The following is a 17,555-nucleotide window of genomic DNA, read 5'->3' on the forward strand; positions in this document are numbered from 1 at the left end:
GGGTTCATGTGCCGCAACATCAAGACGCTGTTCAACTTCGAGCCGCCGGCGACCCATGCTGAAATCCATGCCTCCGCGCTGCAGTTCGTGCGGAAGCTTTCCGGTTTCAATTCGCCGTCCCAGGCCAATGCCGAAGCATTCAATCGCGCTGTCTCCGAAGTCTCCGACAGTGCCCGGCGCTTGCTGGCGGCGCTGCAAACCAACGCGCCGGCACGCGACCGCGAGGTCGAGGCGGAAAAGGCGCGGGAACGCTCGCGGCTGCGATTTGGGCGTGGCTGACCGTGCAGGCTGCGTGACCCGCCTCACGGTGGGGAACCCGGCGCCCCGGCACAATGGCGGCAACAATCCGGCCATTGGAGCTGTGCCATGCATCCCGAGACTCCCCTGAAAATCAGTTCGATCGCGTTCGCCATTCTCTGGACTGTCTGGATGGTGTGGTGGAGCGGCGCGTTCGATCCGGTCAATGTCGGCATCATGGCGGCCTGCGGCGGGCTGGCGGGCTGGCTCTGGTTCCGCGCCATGCGCTGGTATTTCCGCCGCGCCGGCCTGCTGCCGAAAGCGTGATCGCCTCTCACACCGTCAGATAGCCGCCGTCCGCCATCACGATCGACCCGGTGACGAAGCCGGCGAGATCGGAGGCGAGGAAGATCGCGGGTCCGACGATATCCTCCGGCTTGCCGGTGCGGCCGAGCGGCGTGTGGGCGAGGAAGGTGTTGACCAGCTCCGGATTGCTGGCGCGCACCTTTTCGTTGATAGCGGTCTCGATGAAGCCCGGGCCGATCGCATTGACGCGCACGCCGTCCTTGCCGAGCTCGGCGGCGAGCGCCTTGGTGAAGCCGAGCACGCCGTGCTTGGAGGCGGTATAGGCCGGCGAGCTTGGCGTCCGCAGATGCAGGAAGGACTGGATCGAGCCGATATTGACGATGCGGCCCTTGTTGGCGCGCAGCGAACCGAGGAACGCATGCGTGACGTTGAACACGCCGGTGAGGTTGATTGAGATGATGTTCTCCCAGTCGCGGATCACGGCGTCATCAGCGCCGGTCATGCCGTTGCGGCCGACGATACCGGCATTGTTGACGAGGATGGTGACCTTGCCGACCTTGTCGGCGACCTGCTTCGCCATCGCGATGCAGTCGTCCCGCTTCGTGACGTCGAGCGCGAAGCTCTCGGCCTTGCCGCCGGCGTTGAGGATCTGCTGCGCCGTCTCCGCCGCCGTATCCTTGTTGACGTCGAGCACCACCACGCGCGCGCCCTCCCGCGCATAGCCCAGCGCGATGGCGCGCCCGATGCCGGAGCCCGCTCCGGTGACGACGGCGATGTGATTGGCGAGCAGCGGCATGAACGTTTCCTCACGGGTTATGGTTATTGCCGACAAGCTAGTTCAATTTGTTGGAAACCAAAACACGCTTCGTCGCTTGCGCGCATCCGCCATTCCGTTTTGGATGGGCCATGGATCGGCATGTCGGCGAATGGAAGCATGCGGTGGACCGGTTCTGGCAGGCCGAAGGGCCTGACTGGACCGAGGTCGCGCATGTCATGGCCAGTATCGCTGCGACTGCCGGGGAGGCCGACCTGCGCCATGCCGCAACCCAGGCGCAGCCCTCCATCCGTAACGCCGCCGCCAATCCGCAGGACCACATGACCCGCGTGGTGGCGCGGCGCCGGCTCGGCGTCGTCCGCGACGTCCTGCACGAACTGGTGACGCCGAAATTCGGCCGGCGCGGCACGGAGAGGGTGCCGACCGAGGACGAGCGCTTTCGCCAGATGCTGGGCCTGCCGCTCGACCGCCAGCTGGCCGCCACCGAAATCCACCAGGCGTTCCGCCGCAGCGCCAAGCGCATGCATCCCGATGCCGGCGGCGATGCGCATGCGTTCCTGGCGCTGTCCGCCGCGCGCGACGCGCTGATGCATCCCGGCAGCAAAAAGGGCGGATGACGTCGCCGCCGATCCGCCCTTCTCGTCAGAATTTCAACGCTGCGCGTCAGAGCTTGCAGACGCCCTTCTTCATCAGGCCGGCCTTGACCGCGAGCGCGGCATCGAAGGTCGGCACGGGCTTGCTCACCGCCTTGTAGTTCGACGGCACCGGCTTGGTCGGGACGCCGTTGTCCCAGATCTGGCAGAAATTGCTGCCGCTCCACTTGATGATGTGGAAGGGCGCCGCCTGCGCCGGGCCGGTCATGGCGACCGCGGAAAGCGCAAGGCTGGAAGCTGCACAAAGGGCGAAAACACGACGCATGCTCAATGCTCCTTTTGGGAAAGATTGACCGGCCCTCCTTCGCATGGGGAATGCGGCGAGGGCGGGCGCCCATCCGATCGGACGATCCGGGCACTGTATGAGTATGGCGAAACGGTGATCGGTTCAAATTGACGCAGCGCAAACTCGATCCTTGCCGCTCATGGCGGGTGATTTCGTCGCGCGGAAGGGCAGGCGGCTGGGCGCAATTGCCGCCGTGCGGGGATTGCCTTACGCTGCCGCTCCTGGTTGCAAATTGGGGCGGGGGATTGTCGTGGACGAAAAGCGTGTCGCAGCCTTCAACGCCCTGCCGCAACCTTCCGCCTGCCGCCTGATCGACTTCGACGACATCCAGGTCATTCCCGGCACCATCCTGCGCACCTATTTCCTGATCGTGAAGGGCACCAAACCCTGGGTCACCATGGATGTCGGCCTGCATCCGCTGCCCTACGCCACGCGGCCGGACTTCACCGGCATCGAGGTGGTCGGCTGCCAGAACGGCATCGGCCTGCCGCAGGCCGGCCCCTACAGCGCGGTGATCGAGTTCACCCATCTGATCGGCGTTAGAGGCATCGAGGTGATCGGCGCGACGATGCGGAAGAAGATCGAGATATCGTAGGCGCAGTCCTTGCAACTGCAGGGCGATGTGGGGCCCACAGAACAGATGTCGCCCCGGCGCAGGCCGGGGCCCATAACCACAGGACTTCGCTGGTAGGACACGCTGGGGCTACAGCCTTCGCAAAACCACGTCTTGTGGTTATGGGTCCCGTATCGCGCTCGCTTGTACGGGACGACAGCGGAGTTTGCTGATGCGGCATTGATACAGCCAACGGCATTCCCGCGGCACAAAGAACGTGGATGCCCGGGACAAGCCCGGCCATGACGAGCCCGCGGCGGGCAGTCCGTAGGATGGGTTGAGCGCAAGCGAAACCCATCGCTCTTGTTGCAGGCCATGATGGGTTTCGCCTGCGCTCAACCCATCCTACCCCTTCACCGCCGCCACCGCCTCGATCTCGATCAGCATCGCCGGGTTCGGCAGCGCCACCACGACGCAGGTCGTGCGGGCCGGATACGGCGCGGGGCCAAAGGCCGACGCATAGAGCGCGTTCATCGGCGCGACATCGGAGGCGCGGGTCAGCAGCACGTTGACCTTGACGAGGTCGCGCATCGTGGCGCCGGCCTCGCCGAGGATGCGCTGGATGTTGGTCACGACATTGGCGAACTGCGCCTCGAATTTCTCCGGCAGTGCGCCTTGCGCGTCGAAGCCGGGAATGCCGGAAATGAACAGCAGATCGCCGCTGCGCGCGGCAAACGACAGCGGCGGCGCCTTGATGCCCGGAGGAGCGGGGAAATGTTGGATGGCCATGGTTCACCTCATGCTGAACGAACGCCGGTTTCGCGGAAAGCCTAGCAAGATGCCGGCGGGCCGTGAAACCGGATTTGGGCCTCGGCTGCCTTCAAACCGCCGCGACGGCCGCGCATTTCTCGCTTCCTCGCCCCTGCGGTAGATTCGCGCCGTGATTCGCTCCGCTGCTCGCGCCGCACCGAAAAGCCATCCGGAGACCATCCCATGAAGATCAAGTCCGCCTTCAGTGCCGCGTTGCTCGCGCTCGTTGTCGCCTTCGCCGGCGTCTCCTCCGCCCGCGCCGACGAGGGTTTCGTCACGCTGACCATCTACAAGGCCGGCTGGATCATCGGCGGCAGCGGCGGCTCCGGCGTGCTGCAATTCCGCGGCCGCAGCTATGGCCTCTCCACCGGCGGCCTCGACTACGGCCTGGTGTTCGGCGGCTCCAAGACCGTGCTGCGCGGCCGCGTCAGCAACATCAACCGCGCCTCCGACGTCGCCGGCGTCTACGGCGCCGCCGGTGCCGGCCTCGCCGTCGGCCGCGGCGCCCGCGCCATCGTGCTGACCAACCAGAAGGGCGCGGTGCTGGAATTGACCGGGCACCAGGTCGGGCTGATGGCGAACGCGGATCTGAGCGGGCTGGCGATTACGATGAGGTGAGGAGATTACGTGCGTAGGGTGGGTTAGGATGTTCATCAGAAAATCGATCAGTAACGACAAGACCTTCTTCGCTGCCGACCCCCACTCTAGTTGGGCGTACGTTTAGCAGGCATAAGCCGCCGCCGCCGGAGTTGAGGGGACGGCGGATTACGCTGCGCTAATCCGCCCTACTTAGGGTGCCTTGGGTATGTTTAATAGCTTTAGCTTGTCCATTATTTCTTCGAACAGGAGGTATTCTCCTCCTACAGCGTTGTCCCAGTCGATTCCTTGGAATTCCGGGTCTGAGCCGATCTCTATATACGCGCGGTAACGACTAAGCTTCCGTAACGTATGATCAACTCGGGCAAACAAGGGCTCGCTGTCTTCAAGGCGAAGATTTTCTAACCGACTTACGAGGTCATGAGCCAATTCGTTCCTATGCTTTTTCAGTTCTTGGATTGTAGCTACGTCTTCAGCATCAAGAGCTTGCATGAAATCCTGAAGATACAGCAGGCAAGCCTCAAATTCGTTTTTGTGTCGAGAAAGCACGTCGTCTTGATAGGACTTGAACGGAAGTCCTTCGCCAAACGTCGTGTCCTGGTAGAATACTTTGATCGGCCAAACGATCATTCTCTGAACCAGTTCAAAAGCCAGCAACGTTAATCCAACATAGGCCAACACCTCGGCAACGTCGTGCTTGCCAAAGTGGCGAGAAGACGACAACGAAGATTTCGATCTATTGGATCACAACGCCCTGTTACTCTCTTTCACCTTGTCCGCGTCCAGATACACGCTGCTCCCCATCTCCTTGAACTTCGCGCTCATCTGCTTCATTCCGTCCTCGATCGTGCCCTGCATCGACATCCCCACCGCCGCCGGATCGTTCAGTGTCGCCGCGTAATCCCGCACGTCCTGCGTGATCTTCATCGAGCAGAATTTCGGGCCGCACATCGAGCAGAAATGGGCGACCTTGTGGGCTTCCTTCGGCAGGGTCTCGTCGTGGAAGTTCTTCGCGGTCTCGGGATCGAGGCCGAGGTTGAACTGGTCGGTCCAGCGGAAGTCGAAGCGGGCGCGGGACAGCGCGTCGTCGCGCAGCTGCGCGGCGGGGTGGCCCTTGGCGAGATCGCTGGCGTGGGCCGCGATCTTGTAGGTGATGACGCCCACCTTGACGTCGTTGCGGTCGGGGAGACCCAGATGCTCCTTTGGCGTGACGTAGCAGAGCATGGCGCAGCCGAACCAGCCGATCATGGCGGCGCCGATCCCCGAGGTGATGTGGTCGTAGCCCGGCGCGATGTCGGTGGTCAGCGGCCCCAGCGTGTAGAACGGCGCCTCGCCGCATTCCTTGAGCTGCTTGTCCATGTTGATCTTGATCTTGTGCATCGGCACATGGCCGGGGCCCTCGATCATGACCTGGCAACCCTTGTCCCACGCGATCTTCGTCAACTCGCCGAGTGTCTCCAGCTCCGCGAATTGCGCGCGGTCGTTGGCATCCGCAATCGAGCCGGGCCGCAGGCCGTCGCCGAGCGAGAACGAGACGTCATACTTGCGCATGAGGTCGCAGATCTCCTCAAAACGGGTGTAGAGGAAGCTTTCCTTGTGATGCGCGAGACACCACTTCGCCATGATCGAGCCGCCGCGCGAGACGATGCCGGTGACGCGGTTGGCGGTGAGGTGGATGTAGGGAAGGCGCACGCCGGCATGGATGGTGAAATAGTCGACGCCCTGCTCGCACTGCTCGATCAGCGTGTCCTTGTAGACCTCCCAGTCGAGCTTGACGGGATCGCCGTTGACCTTCTCCAGCGCCTGGTAGATCGGCACGGTGCCGATCGGCACCGGCGAGTTGCGCAGGATCCACTCGCGGGTGGTGTGGATGTTGCGGCCGGTCGAGAGGTCCATCACGGTGTCGGCGCCCCAGCGGATCGCCCACACCATCTTGTCGACTTCCTCCTCGACCGACGAGGTCACGGCGGAGTTGCCGATATTGGCGTTGATCTTGGTCAGGAAGTTGCGGCCGATGATCATCGGCTCGAGCTCGGCATGGTTGATGTTGCAGGGAATGATGGCGCGGCCGCGGGCGATCTCGCTGCGGACGAACTCCGGGGTGATGAAGGCGGGCACTGCGGCGCCAAAGCTCTCGCCGTCGGCAAGGGCTGCTTCCGCGCGCTCGAGCTGCTGCTTGCGGCCGAGATTTTCGCGCTCGGCGACGTAGATCATCTCCTTGGTGATGATTCCGGCCCGCGCAAATTCGAGCTGGGTGATCTTGTGGCCGTCGAGCCCGCGCAGGGGCTTGTGATGCGCGGAGAAAGACTTTGCCGCCTTGTCGGCGGAGACGTTGCCGTTGTCGACGGGCAGAATCGTGCGGCCCTCATACTCCTCGACACCGCCGCGCTCCCTGACCCAGGCGAGGCGATTGCGCGCCAGGCCGGCATTGACGTCGATGGTGACGGAGGGATCGGTGTACGGGCCGGAGGTGTCGTAGACCGGCAGGTTCGGCTCGCCCGCGCCTTCGCTGAGGATGATCTCGCGCAAGGGCACGCGCAGGTCGGGCGCGGCATCGGGGTTCGCGAAGATCTTGCGCGAGGAGGGAAGGGGACCGGTGGTGACGGCGGGCAGGGTGGCTTTCGGATTGGAGCGGATGTTCATTTGATCCTCCGTTTTATTTCGTTGTCATTCCGGACGGGTTGGGCCGGACGCTAGAGCATGGTGTCGTTGTTTTCGTCGTTACGGGTTGTCGGGCCCCTCACCCTGAGGAGCGCGCCATTGGCGCGCGTCTCGAAGGGCGAGGCCACCAGCGGGGCCTTCATCCTTCGAGACGCGCGCATTGTTTGCACCGTTCGCGACGGCCTCGCTAACGCTCGGCCTGCTCGGGTGCGCGCGCTCCTCAGGATGAGGAATTGAGGGTTGCATCACGCAGCCTCCGATTTCTGGCCGAGCCATTGCCGCACCCGCGCGTCGGGGTCGGCGTTCTGGGTGACGTCGGAAACGACAGCGATGGAATCGGCACCGGCGGCGAAGATTTCGGCCGCGTGCTCGAACTTGATGCCGCCGATGGCGACCAGCGGAATATTGCCGATGCGCTTCTTCCATTCCGTGATTTTTGCAATACCCTGCGGGGCGAAGCGCATCGATTTCAGCGTGGTCGGGAAAATCGGGCCGAGCGCGACGTAGTCGGGCCCGGCGGCGAGCGCGGTGGCGAGTTCCTCGTCGTCATGGGTGGAGATGCCGAGGGTGAGGCCGGCGGCGCGGATCGCCTTGAGGTCGGCGTCCGCCAGATCCTCCTGGCCGAGATGCAGATCGTGTGCCCGGGCTTCGATCGCCGCGCGCCAGTAGTCGTTGACCACGAGCCGCGTGCGTGTGCCCCTGATGACGGCGAGTGCTTCCCTGACGATCGCGAGCGCCTGCGCGTCGTCGAGATTTTTCGCGCGCAATTGAATCGTGCCGACGCCGAGTTTCGTCAGGTGCGCGACCCAGGCGACGCTGTCGACGACAGGATAGAATCGATCAGGATACGGCATGCCAGAACGGAGTCCCGATTACAGGGGTTGAGGGCGAGGCGAAGTCGCGGGCTTCCATCAGGCCCGCTTCGAACGCGGTGCGGCCGGCGTCGACGCCTGATCGAAAGGCCTTCGCCATCGCGACGGGATCGGCGGCTTTCGCAATCGCGGTGTTGAGCAGCACGGCGTCGTAGCCGAGCTCCAGCGCTTCGGCCGCGTGCGAGGGCGCCCCTAAGCCGGCATCGACCACCAGCGTGATATCAGGCAAGCGGTCGCGCAGCAGCTTCAGCGCATCGCGGTTGATGATGCCCTTTGCGCTGCCGATCGGAGCCGCCCAAGGCATCACGACCTTGCAGCCGGCATCGACCAGCCGCGTGGCGATGGAAAGGTCTTCCGTGCAATAGGGGAATACTTCAAAGCCGTCCTTGACCAGGATGCCGGCCGCTTCGACGAGGCCGACGACATCCGGCTGCAGCGTGTCGTTGTCGGCGATCACCTCGAGCTTGATCCAGGAAGTGCCGAACAATTCGCGCGCCAGCTTTGCCGTGGTCACGGCCTCGCGCACGCTGCGGCAGCCGGCGGTGTTGGGCAGTACCGTCACATCAAGCTCGCGGATCAGCGACCAGAACGCATCGCCGGTCTTGCCGCCGGCGGCTTCCCGCCGCAGCGACACCGTGACGATGTTGGCGCCTGAGCTGCGGATCGCCGCCTGCATGATCGCGGGCGAAGGATACAGCGCCGAGCCGATCAGGAGGCGGGAGGAGAAGGTTTTGCCGTAGAAGTTGACCACTATGCGTCTCCCCGAGTTCGGTCTGCTCCCTCGCCCCGCCCTTCGCGGGGAGAGGGTTGGGGTGAGGGGCTGCTGCCGCGATGACCGTGAGAGTTGGACTCGCGGAGAGTCCCCCTCACCCGATCGCTTCGCGATCGACCTCTCCCCGCAAGCGGGGCGAGGTGAGGGGAGTTTGTGGCGCCGTTCATGCCCATCATCACCCTCCCTGCCGCGGCGTGATGATCTCGATCTCGTCGCCGGCTTTCAGCATGGTCTCGGCCCAGCGGCTCTTCGGCACCACGTCGAAATTGAGCGCGATGGCGAAATGCGTGCCCTCGTATTCGAGCTCGCTGAGCAGCGCATCGACGCGCGAGGCCGCCACTTCCCGCTGCTCGCCATTGACGATCACCTGCATCGCATCACCTCGTTGTCCAGCGCGCCGCGCTCGACATAGGCGAGCGTCAGCTCCGCCAGCGCCGGCGCCAGCAGGAAGCCGTGGCGATAGAGCCCGTTCACGGAAATGCGCTTCTTGTGAACGGTGATGCGCGGCAGGTTGTCGGGATAGGCCGGGCGCAGCCCCGAGCCGAATTCGAGGATGCGCGCCTCGGCAAAGGCCGGATGCACGGCGTAGGCCGCCCCCAACAGCTCCAGCGCCGAGCGCACGCTGACGCCCCAGTCCTCGGCCTCGATCGAGGTCGCGCCCAGCATGAAACGGTTGTCGCCGCGCGGGATCACATAGAGCGGCCAGCGCGGATGGATCAGCCGCACCGGGCGCTTCAGCTCGACCTCGTCGGTCTCGATCACGATCATCTCGCCCTTGACGCCGCGCAGCTCCGGCTCGGCGTCGCGCGCGGCCAGCCCGCGGCAATCGATCACGATACCTTCGAGCGACTCGATGTCGACGTCGCTGTCGAACTTGACGGTGCCGCCGGCCTTGACGATGCGCGCATGCAGCTCCGGCAGCACGCGGCGCGGCTCGACATGGCCCTCGTCGGGATAGAACAGGCCCTCGCGGAATCGGCCTTCCAGCGACGGCTCGAGCTCGCCGACGCCCGCCGCATCCAGCCGCCGGTATTCCGACGTCAGCCGCGCGAAGCGCTCGAAATCGCTGCGATCGCGCGCATGCGCCACCACCAGCGAGCCGTTGAACTCGGTGTCGGGAAAATGCTCGCGCCAGACTTTCAGCGAGTGCAGGCCGAGCCGGCCGATGACCGGCTCCGACGTCTCCGCCTCGCACCACGGCGCCAGCATGCCGCCGGCCCAGTGGCTGGTGGCTTCCGTCATTGCGGCGTCACTGCGCTCGTGCAGGGTCACGGCATGGCCGGCCTGCGCGAACAAAAGCGCCTGCCAGGCGCCGGCAATGCCTGCACCTATGATGGTGACGGGGGAATTTCCCCGCGGCTTGGTCGTCTGCTGCATCCCTGTCCCTTCGCCGGCATGACCCGGATCAGGTTCAAAGGGTCACCGCGGATTGCGGTATCTCAGCTCCACCATCGGAGCACCCCTCGGAACGACCCTAATGTAGGCGCGCGGGGGGCCGTGTCAACGCGGCTTTGCGCCGTTTGCACCGCTGGAACGAGGGGCTGGCTTGCGGAACCGGCGCGGCTGGCCGGGTGCGGCAAAGGCTCCGCGTTAACGCTTTACCCACCTTGATTGCGGCTATGCACGGCCAGGCCCATGGCGGGCTTTACCAAGCATTATGCGCCGGCATGGTTCGATCCGGGCCGGAAAATCCGGAAAAGCCCGATGAGCATCACCACCGTCCACGCCGGCCAGGCCGCGCCTTCGCTGCGCGGGCTTTTGCCTGTCTGGGTGGGCGCTGCGGTCTACGCGCTGTTCGTGCTCGCGGGCGACCGCCTGCTGATCGATCCCGACACGCTGTGGCAGATCGCCGTAGGGCAATGGATCATCGATCACGGCGCGGTGCCGACGGTGGACGTCTATTCCTTCACCATGCGCGGCCAACCGTGGATCTCCACGCAATGGCTGGCGCAGGTGCTGTACGCCAAGGCATTTGCGATCGCCGGCTGGACCGGGCCGGTGGTGCTGGCGGCAGCCGCGATCGCCACGACCTTTGCGCTCGTGGCGCGCTTCGTCAGCCGCCGCCTGTCCGAGAGCGCGACGCTGGTCTGCATTGCCGCCGCGCTCGCGCTCACCGTGCCGCATCTTTTGGCGCGGCCGCATGTGCTGGCGCTGCCGGTGCTGGTGGCGTGGGCGGCGGGATTGATCGCCGCCGCCGACCGCCGCGAGGCGCCGTCGTTCTGGCTGCTGCCGCTGATGACGCTGTGGGCCAATCTGCATGGCGGCTTCGTGTTCGGCCTGGTGCTGACCGGCGGGCTTGCGCTCGATGCGGTGTGGAGCGCGCAAGCGAGTGCGCGCAAGGGACTGTTGCTGCGCTGGTTCGCCTTCGGCCTCGCCGCGCTCGCCGCAGGCTGCATCACGCCCTATGGCTGGAACGCGTTGCTCGCCTCGCAAAAAATCCTTTCGCTCGGAAGCGCGCTGCCGCTGATCATGGAATGGCGGCCGATGGATTTCAGCTTCATCGGCGCGTTCGAAGTCTGTCTGCTGCTCGGCATGGGGCTTGCGCTCCATCACGGCATCAAGCTGCCGGTGATGCGGATCGTGCTGCTGCTCGGCCTCGTGCACATGTCGCTGGCGCAGGGCCGCGCCGCGGAAATCCTGGCGCTGCTGGCCCCGATGCTGCTCGCCGCGCCGCTAGCGCCGCAGGCCGGCGGCACGGATGCGCCCGCCGCAACTGCCTCGCCATTGCGCGGCGCGCTGCTTGCCGGCCTCGCTGCTGTGCTGGTGGCGGGAACCGTCGTCTGGGCGTCCGTGCACCGCTTCGAGCCGCACATGCGTGCCTCGCCGGTTGCCGCCGTGACGGAACTGAAGAAGCTCAATCTGTCGCGCGTGCTCAACGACTACGATTTCGGCGGCTATCTGATCGCCAATGGTGTGGCGCCGTTCATCGACGGCCGCACCGAGCTCTATGGCGAGAAATTCTTCGTCGACCACAACGCCGCGTCCGGCCTGATGAAGCCCGACAATCTGTTCCGCCTGCTGGCACAGTACGACATCGAGGCGACGCTGCTGCGCACGCAGAGCGCTGCGACAACTCTGCTCGACCATGTCGACGGCTGGCAGAAGGTCTATTCCGATGACATCGCTACCATTCACTTGCGCAAGGCGGGGGCGGTTCACACCGTGGAACCCGCGGTCAACGCAAAGACGAAGTGATCAGCACTGTGCCAAAACGAATCAGGTGCGCCGCAACAACCACCGCAACGCAACGACGAATTGCCGCATCGTCCAGGCCAGTTTGTCGTGCAAATGACTCAATGCGGGTTTACAAGTTTCGCCAACACAGAAGTGTTCGGTTCCGGCAGTAGTTCTGTCACATCATCCGACATCTCGATTCAAAAAAGATCCTGAGGGAGTGCGTCATGGCGAGAGCGTATCTCGGCAATTTGCCCCGTGGAAATCCGTGCGCGCAATGCGGCAAGCCGATCGCGTCACCTGACTGGGTGGAACAGGGCCAAGGCCGCATCTCCTATCTCTGGTCCTGCCGTGCCTGCGATTACCGCTTCGAAGCGATTGCGATCCTCGACGAGCGGCAGGTGGAACCGGAGCCGCTCGCGGCCTGACGGCAATTTCCCTTCATCTCGCTTGAGCGACGCTGTGCCGAGCGGCCGGTGTCGCCGCGTTGTTCCATGCCTGATGGCTGGAACAGTTGTCGCGATGACGTGTTCTCCCCTCATTGAATATCTGAAATGAGGGAGACCATCATGATCGCCAAATATGCCATTGCCGGCCTCGCCGGTTCGGCCCTGCTTGCGTCCGTCGCGTTCGCGCAATCGCCGTCGACGCCGTCGGACACCACCAAGAATTCGCCGACCACGACCATGTCCGACACGTCGAGGCAGTCCTCGTTCCAGGGCTCCTGGCGCGCGTCGAAGCTGGTCGGCCTCTCCGTCTACAACGACAAGAACGAGAGCGTTGGTTCGATCAACGACCTGCTCACCGACAAGAACGGCAAGATCACGGCCGTCGTGATCGGCGTCGGCGGCTTCCTCGGCGTCGGCGAGCATCTGGTCGCCGTGCCCTTCGAGAAGGTGAAGTTCTCGGACCAGCCGGTTGCCTATACCGGTGCCTCGAACGCGCCGGCCAAGCCGTCCACCACGACCACGGGCGCGGCAACAGCGCCCGCCGCCTCCAAGCCGAACCCCTGGTGGCCGGACCACGCCGTCTTCAACGCCACCAAGGATGAGCTGAAGGCGATGCCGGAGTTCAAGTACGCGACCTGAGGCAAACCCACGGGTTGAAGCCTGATCGGAAAGGAGCCGGGCCGCTTCGCGGTCCGGCTACTTTTGCAGGTGCGTCCTTCAAGCGCATGGTGCGCCGCATCCTATCAGCCCCGCCAAGTGGATGTTACGGTGGACACGCGGCAGGAGCGTCCTGCGTCCTGCCCCATCACAACGGGAGGACGATATGGCTGACAGCGTCTACAAGGTGATCGAGCTGATCGGTACCAGCAAGGAGTCCTGGGAGAAGGCGGCGGCGGCCGCCGTCGGCCGGGCCAGCAAGTCGCTGCGCGACCTGCGCGTCGCCGAAGTCGTCCAGCTCGACCTTGCGATGGACGCCAAGGGCAAGGTCGAAGCCTACCGTGCCAAGATCAAGGTCTCGTTCAAGTTCGAGGGTTCATAGCGATCGAGCCGATCCCGTGCTTCACCCCGCCTGCGTGCGCGAGGTGAAGCATCGGGCCGGCCGGCGGCATTACGGTCTGGCGCTGACCCGGACGCCCGCGCCGATCTGATCCCCTGGATAGACGATCACGCGCTCGCCCTGCTTCAATCCGGTGCCGATTGCCGCGAACCCGCCGGAGCGGCGGGCTACTTCGACGGCACGCAATTCCGCGCGGCCGCTTTCGACGACATAGACGCCCCAGCCATTGCCGCGGCGGAACAACGCGCCGGCCGGAATGATTTCGACATCGTCCCGCGTATACACGGTAATTCGCGTATCCACCCGGTAGCCGTCTCCGAGTCCGCTCCATCGCTGCTGCGGAGACAGCAGATCAATGAGCACATTGACCCGTTGCTCTTCGACGCCGAGCGTGGAGATCTTGGTGAATGCCGAAGGTTCAACCCGGCGCACACTCCCCGAAAGGAGTCCGGGACCGCCCCAATGGTCGATCGCAACATCGGCACCGGCGCGTATTTCGACGGCATCGGTGCTCAGGACGTCGGTCACGATTTCGAGGTCGCGGGGGTCGCCGATTTCCATCAACGGCATACCCGGCTGAACCACAGTCTCGCTCTCCTGCGCGACCTTGAGCACGACGCCCGAGACGGGCGCGGTGACGTTCCACGGCTCTGCCGGTCCCGCATCATCCTTGTAGCGGCCGAGCAGCGCCCTGGCCTGGGCGAGTTCGTGGCTCGCCGCATGGTCCTGGAATTCAGCGGCACGCAGGTCGCGGTCGGCGATCCGTTGCGACAATTCGGCGCGTTCCAGCGCCTGGACGGTGGATGCTCCGCTGGCGGCAAGGGTGCGAGTGCGGTCGAGATCGGTCTTGGCCTGGGCGGCCTGCGCCTGCGCCCGCTCGACCGTGGCCTTGCTGCGCTCCAGCGCTGCTTCGGCGATACCCATCCGTTCCTCGGCTTCGCGCCGGGAGCGGGGATCGAGCAGTGGTGCAGGCGGTGGCTGGATCGCGGCAAGAATATCGTCTGCGGCAACCGGATCGCCGGCCTTCAACCGGACGCGCGTGAGCCGCCCGGCAAGCGGCGCGGTCACGACATAACGCTGACGGATGCGGGTCTTGCCGTCCTCGTCGACGCTGGCAACGAAGCGTCCCTTGGTGACGGTTGCCGTCTCGACCGGGATCGGCCGCGGCAACAGAAACCAGACGATGCCCGCGGCAGCTGCCATCGCCCCCAGCGTCAACCCGACACGACCGGCCGTGATCTGCATTTCAATCCCTCGTCTTCAATGCTGCGACCAGATCGAGACGGTCGACGCGGCGGCGAACGATGTAGGCGCTTGCGGCCGCGGCGGCTACGACGATGGCAACCGCCATCGCATAGGTCGGCGGCTCGACGATGCCCGGAATCTGGAAACTCTCGCTGGAATGAAATTGCGCAATCAGGGTGACGATGTACCGCGAGAGCACCAGCCCGACCGGAATCGCCAGCGCAATCTCGATCGCGAACTGGCTGAACAGGATTTGCGCCACCTCGGCGCGCGTAAAGCCGAGCACACGCAGGCTGGCAAGCTCCCAGGCCCGCTCCTGCAATGCGATCCTGGCGCTGTTGTACACCACGCCCACCGCGACGATCACGGCAAACGCCGTGAGGATCCCGGCGCTGACATAGACGATGCCTGCGATCTTCTCGAAGAACGAATTCAGCGTGTAGGTCTTCACCGCCACCGATTCGATGATGGGTAGTTGCTTGAAGCGCTGTGCCAGCGCCGGCAATGCCGAGGGCTCGACGAACAGCGACGCGGCCGATGCCACCCTGCCTTCGCCCGTCAGGCGGTTCAGGGTCTCGATCTCCATGTAGGACGACATTCCGACCATCTCGTCGACAAGGGCGCTTGCCGGCAGGTCGATCTTGCGGCGCCGGCCCTCCATCACCTCGACCGTCACGATCCCGCCGGGGACGACCCCGATCCGCTCGGCCAGCCGGCGGGTCAGGGTGATGCCGTCGGGCGGCACGTCGATGGGATGCAATGCCACATCGTGCGGTCGCCGCAGGCTGCCCCCGGAAGGCAGGCCGATCACCGATGTCAGGTAGCTGCGATGTCCGGCGCGCAGGCGGACCGGCACGATGCGTAAGCCTTCGGCGACGAGCACGCCCGGTTCGCGGGCGAGATCGCCGATGACGGCGCGGTCGAGCGGGCGGGGAAAGGTGACCATCGCGTTACCGCGTTCGACCAGGTTGAACTGGACTGCCACCATCTGGTTGATCGAGTCGCGCCAGAACAACCCGAGCACCACCATCGGCACGGCGAGCGCAATGCCGGCGATCGTGAACAGGCTCCGCAGCGGGCGCCCCGCGAAATTGCGGATCACCAGCACATGGCGCGGGGTCAGCATCCTTGCCGACAGCCATGTCTCGATCCAGGAGCGGCGAAAGCGCCAGGGCGCCGCCGGTCGCATGGCAACGGCGGGGGGCAGCGCAACGATCTCCTGCAGCGAGGTCACAACGCCGAGCGAAGCCGCCGCAAGGCTGATGAGGAAACCGGCGAGAGCGGACCAGGGCGTGAGCTCGAATACCAGCGCGGGCAGGCGAAAGAAGCCGTGATAGCTCGCCACCATCGCCTCGCCGAAAATGTAGCCGGCGGCGAGCCCGATCGCCGCTCCGATCAGGACGATGACGGCAACCAGCTTGAGATAGTGCAGGATCAGCGGCGTTGCCGGAAAGCCGAGCGCCTTCAAGGCGGCAATCTGCTCCCGCTGGGCGATTACCAGCCTTCCCAGCACCACGTTGAGCAGGAACGCGGCGACGCCGAAGAAGATGACGGGAATGGTGATCGACATCACCTTCTGCTGGTTGAGTTCGTCCTCGAGGAAGCGATTTGAGGGGTGATCCCGCCTCGCGATGGCGCCGACCGACCCGTAGGGTTCGAGCAGGCGGTCGAGCGCGTCGATCACCTGCTTCGGATCGGTGCCGGGGACGAGCGACACGATGGCATCGTTGAACGCCCCCTTCATGTCGAAGGCGGCTTCTGCCGCGCTTCGGTCGACCCACAGCACCGCGTAGAAACGGTCATCGGGGATCGGCAGGCCCGGCTTCACCGCATAGACATATTCAGGCGAGAGCGCGACGGCGGCAACCCGAAAGCTCTGGAGATGTCCGTTCAGCACCACTGCGACGTCGGCACCCAGCCGCACTGCATTTGCTTCGGCAAACGCCTCGTTGATCGCGACGCTGCCGGTGTCGCCCGGTTCCGGCGGAGCGCCGCGGCGAATGTGCAACCGCGCCAGCGGCTCGTCTCCGGCATGCGTCAGCGACACCATCCGCGCCGAGACCGGCAATGCGGCGGAAGGCCAGTCCAGAATCACGTCACGGACGATGCGCGGCTCGATGGCGGCCACGCCGGGAATTTCCCTGATCTGCGCCACGACGGGAAGCGGCGCACGCTTGAGCGTGACAAAGACCTGCGGGAAGCGGGCGCTGTCGTAGAAGCGATCCCGCCCGGCGCGGAGCGAATCGTAGGTCGATATCGAGGCGACGAAGACTGCGATGCCGGCGGCGACCACGAGCGCAATGGTCATCACCTGCCCCCGCATGGCGAGTATATCCCGCGCAAGCTTGCGATCGAGCAGGCTCACCAGTGCACCTCGTCAGGGGAAAGCCGCCGCGCGTTGCGTTCCTCGCCGACCAGACGGCCGCCGCCAAGACGGAGGACGCGATCCGCCATGCCCGCGATCGCTGCATTGTGGGTGATGATGATCGTCGTCGTGCCCAGCCGCTCGTTGACCCGCGCGATCGCGGCCAGCACGATCTTGCCGGTGTCGTAATCGAGCGCGCCCGTCGGTTCGTCGCACAACAGCACGTCGGGCGACTTGACGATGGCGCGGGCCACCGCGACGCGTTGCTGCTCGCCGCCGGAGAGCTGCGAGGGGAAATGGTCGAGCCGGTGCTCGAGGCCGACCAGCGCCAGCGCTTCGCGGGGGTCGAGCGGATTCTCCGCGATCTCGTTCACCAGCGCGACGTTCTCCAGCACAGTCAGACTCGGGATGAGATTGTAGAACTGAAACACGAAACCGACATGTTCCCGCCGGTAGCGCGTGAGCTCGGCATCGCTCGCGCCGACGAGTTCATGGTCGCGCCATCGCGCCTGGCCGCCGGTCGGCGCATCCAGTCCCCCGAGGATGTTGAGCAGCGTCGATTTTCCCGAGCCGGAGGGTCCGAGCAGAACCACAAACTCACCCTCGTAAATGTCGAGATCGACATCACGGAGCGCGTGTACCTCGACCTCACCCATGATGTAGGTCTTGGACAGGCGGCGCGCCTGAAAAACCGCGTGGCGTGAATCGCCTTGTTGCTGGGGTCGACTCGGCGCCACGATGTC

Annotated in this window: 21 protein-coding genes and 1 riboswitch; of the genes, 9 read left to right on the top strand and 12 right to left on the bottom strand. The window is 64.9% G+C overall.

The features are described 5' to 3' along the window. Nucleotides 1–6 precede the first annotated feature (6 nt). Nucleotides 7–279: a DUF2277 domain-containing protein gene (locus HZB49_RS22715; RefSeq protein WP_291615377.1), complete on the top strand. Its 273-nt coding sequence runs from the start codon at nucleotides 7–9 to the stop codon at nucleotides 277–279. A gap of 87 nt (nucleotides 280–366) precedes the next feature. Next, the gene (locus HZB49_RS22720) at nucleotides 367–564 is read left to right on the top strand and encodes a hypothetical protein (RefSeq protein ID WP_291615379.1); all 198 of its coding nucleotides are present in this window, start codon (nucleotides 367–369) and stop codon (nucleotides 562–564) included. Nucleotides 565–571: 7 nt separating this feature from the next. Here HZB49_RS22720 and HZB49_RS22725 read toward each other — a convergent pair whose 3' ends face one another. Next, nucleotides 572–1,339: a glucose 1-dehydrogenase gene (locus HZB49_RS22725; protein WP_291615382.1), complete on the bottom strand. Its 768-nt coding sequence runs from the start codon at nucleotides 1,337–1,339 to the stop codon at nucleotides 572–574. A gap of 110 nt (nucleotides 1,340–1,449) precedes the next feature. Here HZB49_RS22725 and HZB49_RS22730 point away from each other — a divergent pair, with 110 nt between their 5' ends. Then, nucleotides 1,450–1,935, top strand: a complete 486-nt coding sequence (locus HZB49_RS22730) for a hypothetical protein (RefSeq protein ID WP_291615384.1) — start codon at nucleotides 1,450–1,452, stop codon at nucleotides 1,933–1,935. Between the two features lie 46 nt (nucleotides 1,936–1,981). Here the strand turns inward: HZB49_RS22730 and HZB49_RS22735 are convergent, their stop codons facing one another. Continuing rightward, nucleotides 1,982–2,236: a hypothetical protein gene (locus HZB49_RS22735; protein WP_291615385.1), complete on the bottom strand. Its 255-nt coding sequence runs from the start codon at nucleotides 2,234–2,236 to the stop codon at nucleotides 1,982–1,984. 271 nt (nucleotides 2,237–2,507) lie between these two features. Between HZB49_RS22735 and HZB49_RS22740 the strand changes: the two genes are divergently transcribed. Further along, complete coding sequence (locus HZB49_RS22740; protein WP_291615387.1) at nucleotides 2,508–2,852, top strand: hypothetical protein; 345 nt, start codon at nucleotides 2,508–2,510, stop codon at nucleotides 2,850–2,852. Nucleotides 2,853–3,215: 363 nt separating this feature from the next. On the opposite strand, the gene HZB49_RS22745 is transcribed toward HZB49_RS22740, so the two are convergent. Continuing rightward, on the bottom strand, nucleotides 3,216–3,599 hold the full coding sequence (locus HZB49_RS22745; RefSeq protein ID WP_291615389.1) for a RidA family protein: 384 nt from the start codon (nucleotides 3,597–3,599) through the stop codon (nucleotides 3,216–3,218). Between the two features lie 204 nt (nucleotides 3,600–3,803). Here HZB49_RS22745 and HZB49_RS22750 point away from each other — a divergent pair, with 204 nt between their 5' ends. Beyond that, nucleotides 3,804–4,238 (top strand): hypothetical protein, encoded by a 435-nt coding sequence (locus HZB49_RS22750; protein ID WP_291615391.1) that lies wholly within the window; start codon nucleotides 3,804–3,806, stop codon nucleotides 4,236–4,238. A gap of 171 nt (nucleotides 4,239–4,409) precedes the next feature. Here the strand turns inward: HZB49_RS22750 and HZB49_RS22755 are convergent, their stop codons facing one another. The 6 genes from HZB49_RS22755 to HZB49_RS22780 all read right to left on the bottom strand — a co-directional run bounded on the left by HZB49_RS22755 (nucleotide 4,410) and on the right by HZB49_RS22780 (nucleotide 9,899). Further along, nucleotides 4,410–4,940: a hypothetical protein gene (locus tag HZB49_RS22755; RefSeq protein WP_291615393.1), complete on the bottom strand. Its 531-nt coding sequence runs from the start codon at nucleotides 4,938–4,940 to the stop codon at nucleotides 4,410–4,412. A 21-nt stretch (nucleotides 4,941–4,961) separates the two neighbouring features. Then, the gene (thiC, locus tag HZB49_RS22760; RefSeq protein ID WP_291615395.1) at nucleotides 4,962–6,860 is read right to left on the bottom strand and encodes a phosphomethylpyrimidine synthase ThiC; all 1,899 of its coding nucleotides are present in this window, start codon (nucleotides 6,858–6,860) and stop codon (nucleotides 4,962–4,964) included. Between the two features lie 263 nt (nucleotides 6,861–7,123). Beyond that, nucleotides 7,124–7,732: a thiamine phosphate synthase gene (locus HZB49_RS22765; protein WP_291615397.1), complete on the bottom strand. Its 609-nt coding sequence runs from the start codon at nucleotides 7,730–7,732 to the stop codon at nucleotides 7,124–7,126. Continuing rightward, the gene (locus tag HZB49_RS22770) at nucleotides 7,719–8,501 is read right to left on the bottom strand and encodes a thiazole synthase (protein WP_291615399.1); all 783 of its coding nucleotides are present in this window, start codon (nucleotides 8,499–8,501) and stop codon (nucleotides 7,719–7,721) included. Before HZB49_RS22770 ends, HZB49_RS22765 begins: the two co-directional genes overlap by 14 nt. A 196-nt stretch (nucleotides 8,502–8,697) precedes the next feature. Then, complete coding sequence (gene thiS / locus HZB49_RS22775) at nucleotides 8,698–8,895, bottom strand: sulfur carrier protein ThiS (RefSeq protein WP_291615402.1); 198 nt, start codon at nucleotides 8,893–8,895, stop codon at nucleotides 8,698–8,700. Then, nucleotides 8,886–9,899: an FAD-dependent oxidoreductase gene (locus tag HZB49_RS22780; RefSeq protein ID WP_291615404.1), complete on the bottom strand. Its 1,014-nt coding sequence runs from the start codon at nucleotides 9,897–9,899 to the stop codon at nucleotides 8,886–8,888. Before HZB49_RS22780 ends, thiS begins: the two co-directional genes overlap by 10 nt. Continuing rightward, nucleotides 9,887–9,996, bottom strand: a riboswitch (TPP riboswitch). (Overlaps the previous gene by 13 nt.) A gap of 230 nt (nucleotides 9,997–10,226) precedes the next feature. On the opposite strand from HZB49_RS22780, the gene HZB49_RS22785 reads away from it, so the two are divergent. The 4 genes from HZB49_RS22785 (at nucleotide 10,227) to HZB49_RS22800 (ending at nucleotide 13,184) form a co-directional block, all read left to right on the top strand. Continuing rightward, a complete protein-coding gene (locus tag HZB49_RS22785) occupies nucleotides 10,227–11,717 on the top strand; it encodes a hypothetical protein (RefSeq protein ID WP_291615406.1) in 1,491 nt (496 codons plus the stop codon). Nucleotides 11,718–11,923: 206 nt separating this feature from the next. After that, nucleotides 11,924–12,124, top strand: coding sequence for a hypothetical protein (locus HZB49_RS22790; protein ID WP_291615407.1), 201 nt, complete (start codon nucleotides 11,924–11,926; stop codon nucleotides 12,122–12,124). A gap of 141 nt (nucleotides 12,125–12,265) precedes the next feature. Beyond that, nucleotides 12,266–12,784 carry a PRC-barrel domain-containing protein gene (locus HZB49_RS22795; RefSeq protein WP_291615409.1) on the top strand — a complete coding sequence of 173 codons (519 nt, stop codon included), beginning with the start codon at nucleotides 12,266–12,268 and terminating at the stop codon, nucleotides 12,782–12,784. 184 nt (nucleotides 12,785–12,968) lie between these two features. Beyond that, a complete protein-coding gene (locus HZB49_RS22800; protein WP_291615410.1) occupies nucleotides 12,969–13,184 on the top strand; it encodes a dodecin family protein in 216 nt (71 codons plus the stop codon). 69 nt (nucleotides 13,185–13,253) lie between these two features. Here the strand turns inward: HZB49_RS22800 and HZB49_RS22805 are convergent, their stop codons facing one another. The 3 genes from HZB49_RS22805 to HZB49_RS22815 are packed head-to-tail and all read right to left on the bottom strand — an operon-like array spanning nucleotide 13,254 to nucleotide 17,468. Beyond that, nucleotides 13,254–14,447, bottom strand: a complete 1,194-nt coding sequence (locus HZB49_RS22805; RefSeq protein WP_291615411.1) for an HlyD family efflux transporter periplasmic adaptor subunit — start codon at nucleotides 14,445–14,447, stop codon at nucleotides 13,254–13,256. A gap of 1 nt (nucleotide 14,448) precedes the next feature. Continuing rightward, nucleotides 14,449–16,812, bottom strand: a complete 2,364-nt coding sequence (locus HZB49_RS22810) for an FtsX-like permease family protein (protein WP_291615412.1) — start codon at nucleotides 16,810–16,812, stop codon at nucleotides 14,449–14,451. Further along, nucleotides 16,809–17,468: an ABC transporter ATP-binding protein gene (locus tag HZB49_RS22815; RefSeq protein WP_291615413.1), complete on the bottom strand. Its 660-nt coding sequence runs from the start codon at nucleotides 17,466–17,468 to the stop codon at nucleotides 16,809–16,811. The genes HZB49_RS22810 and HZB49_RS22815 overlap by 4 nt, the downstream gene beginning before the upstream one ends. Nucleotides 17,469–17,555: the final 87 nt, after the last annotated feature.

This window comes from Bradyrhizobium sp., from assembly GCF_016219575.1.
GTDB lineage: Bacteria > Pseudomonadota > Alphaproteobacteria > Rhizobiales > Xanthobacteraceae > Bradyrhizobium.

Excerpts from the sequence above, each read along its gene's own strand:
- HZB49_RS22715 (WP_291615377.1), top strand. The coding sequence starts at position 7 with ATGTGCCGCAACATCAAGACGCTGTTCAACTTCGAGCCGCCGGCGACC.
- HZB49_RS22720 (WP_291615379.1), top strand. The coding sequence starts at position 367 with ATGCATCCCGAGACTCCCCTGAAAATCAGTTCGATCGCGTTCGCCATT.
- HZB49_RS22725 (WP_291615382.1), bottom strand. The coding sequence starts at position 1,339 with ATGCCGCTGCTCGCCAATCACATCGCCGTCGTCACCGGAGCGGGCTCC.
- HZB49_RS22730 (WP_291615384.1), top strand. The coding sequence starts at position 1,450 with ATGGATCGGCATGTCGGCGAATGGAAGCATGCGGTGGACCGGTTCTGG.
- HZB49_RS22735 (WP_291615385.1), bottom strand. The coding sequence starts at position 2,236 with ATGCGTCGTGTTTTCGCCCTTTGTGCAGCTTCCAGCCTTGCGCTTTCC.
- HZB49_RS22745 (WP_291615389.1), bottom strand. The coding sequence starts at position 3,599 with ATGGCCATCCAACATTTCCCCGCTCCTCCGGGCATCAAGGCGCCGCCG.
- HZB49_RS22750 (WP_291615391.1), top strand. The coding sequence starts at position 3,804 with ATGAAGATCAAGTCCGCCTTCAGTGCCGCGTTGCTCGCGCTCGTTGTC.
- thiC (WP_291615395.1), bottom strand. The coding sequence starts at position 6,860 with ATGAACATCCGCTCCAATCCGAAAGCCACCCTGCCCGCCGTCACCACC.
- HZB49_RS22765 (WP_291615397.1), bottom strand. The coding sequence starts at position 7,732 with ATGCCGTATCCTGATCGATTCTATCCTGTCGTCGACAGCGTCGCCTGG.
- thiS (WP_291615402.1), bottom strand. The coding sequence starts at position 8,895 with ATGCAGGTGATCGTCAATGGCGAGCAGCGGGAAGTGGCGGCCTCGCGC.
- HZB49_RS22780 (WP_291615404.1), bottom strand. The coding sequence starts at position 9,899 with ATGCAGCAGACGACCAAGCCGCGGGGAAATTCCCCCGTCACCATCATA.
- HZB49_RS22785 (WP_291615406.1), top strand. The coding sequence starts at position 10,227 with ATGAGCATCACCACCGTCCACGCCGGCCAGGCCGCGCCTTCGCTGCGC.
- HZB49_RS22790 (WP_291615407.1), top strand. The coding sequence starts at position 11,924 with ATGGCGAGAGCGTATCTCGGCAATTTGCCCCGTGGAAATCCGTGCGCG.
- HZB49_RS22795 (WP_291615409.1), top strand. The coding sequence starts at position 12,266 with ATGATCGCCAAATATGCCATTGCCGGCCTCGCCGGTTCGGCCCTGCTT.
- HZB49_RS22800 (WP_291615410.1), top strand. The coding sequence starts at position 12,969 with ATGGCTGACAGCGTCTACAAGGTGATCGAGCTGATCGGTACCAGCAAG.
- HZB49_RS22805 (WP_291615411.1), bottom strand. The coding sequence starts at position 14,447 with ATGCAGATCACGGCCGGTCGTGTCGGGTTGACGCTGGGGGCGATGGCA.
- HZB49_RS22815 (WP_291615413.1), bottom strand. The coding sequence starts at position 17,468 with ATGGGTGAGGTCGAGGTACACGCGCTCCGTGATGTCGATCTCGACATT.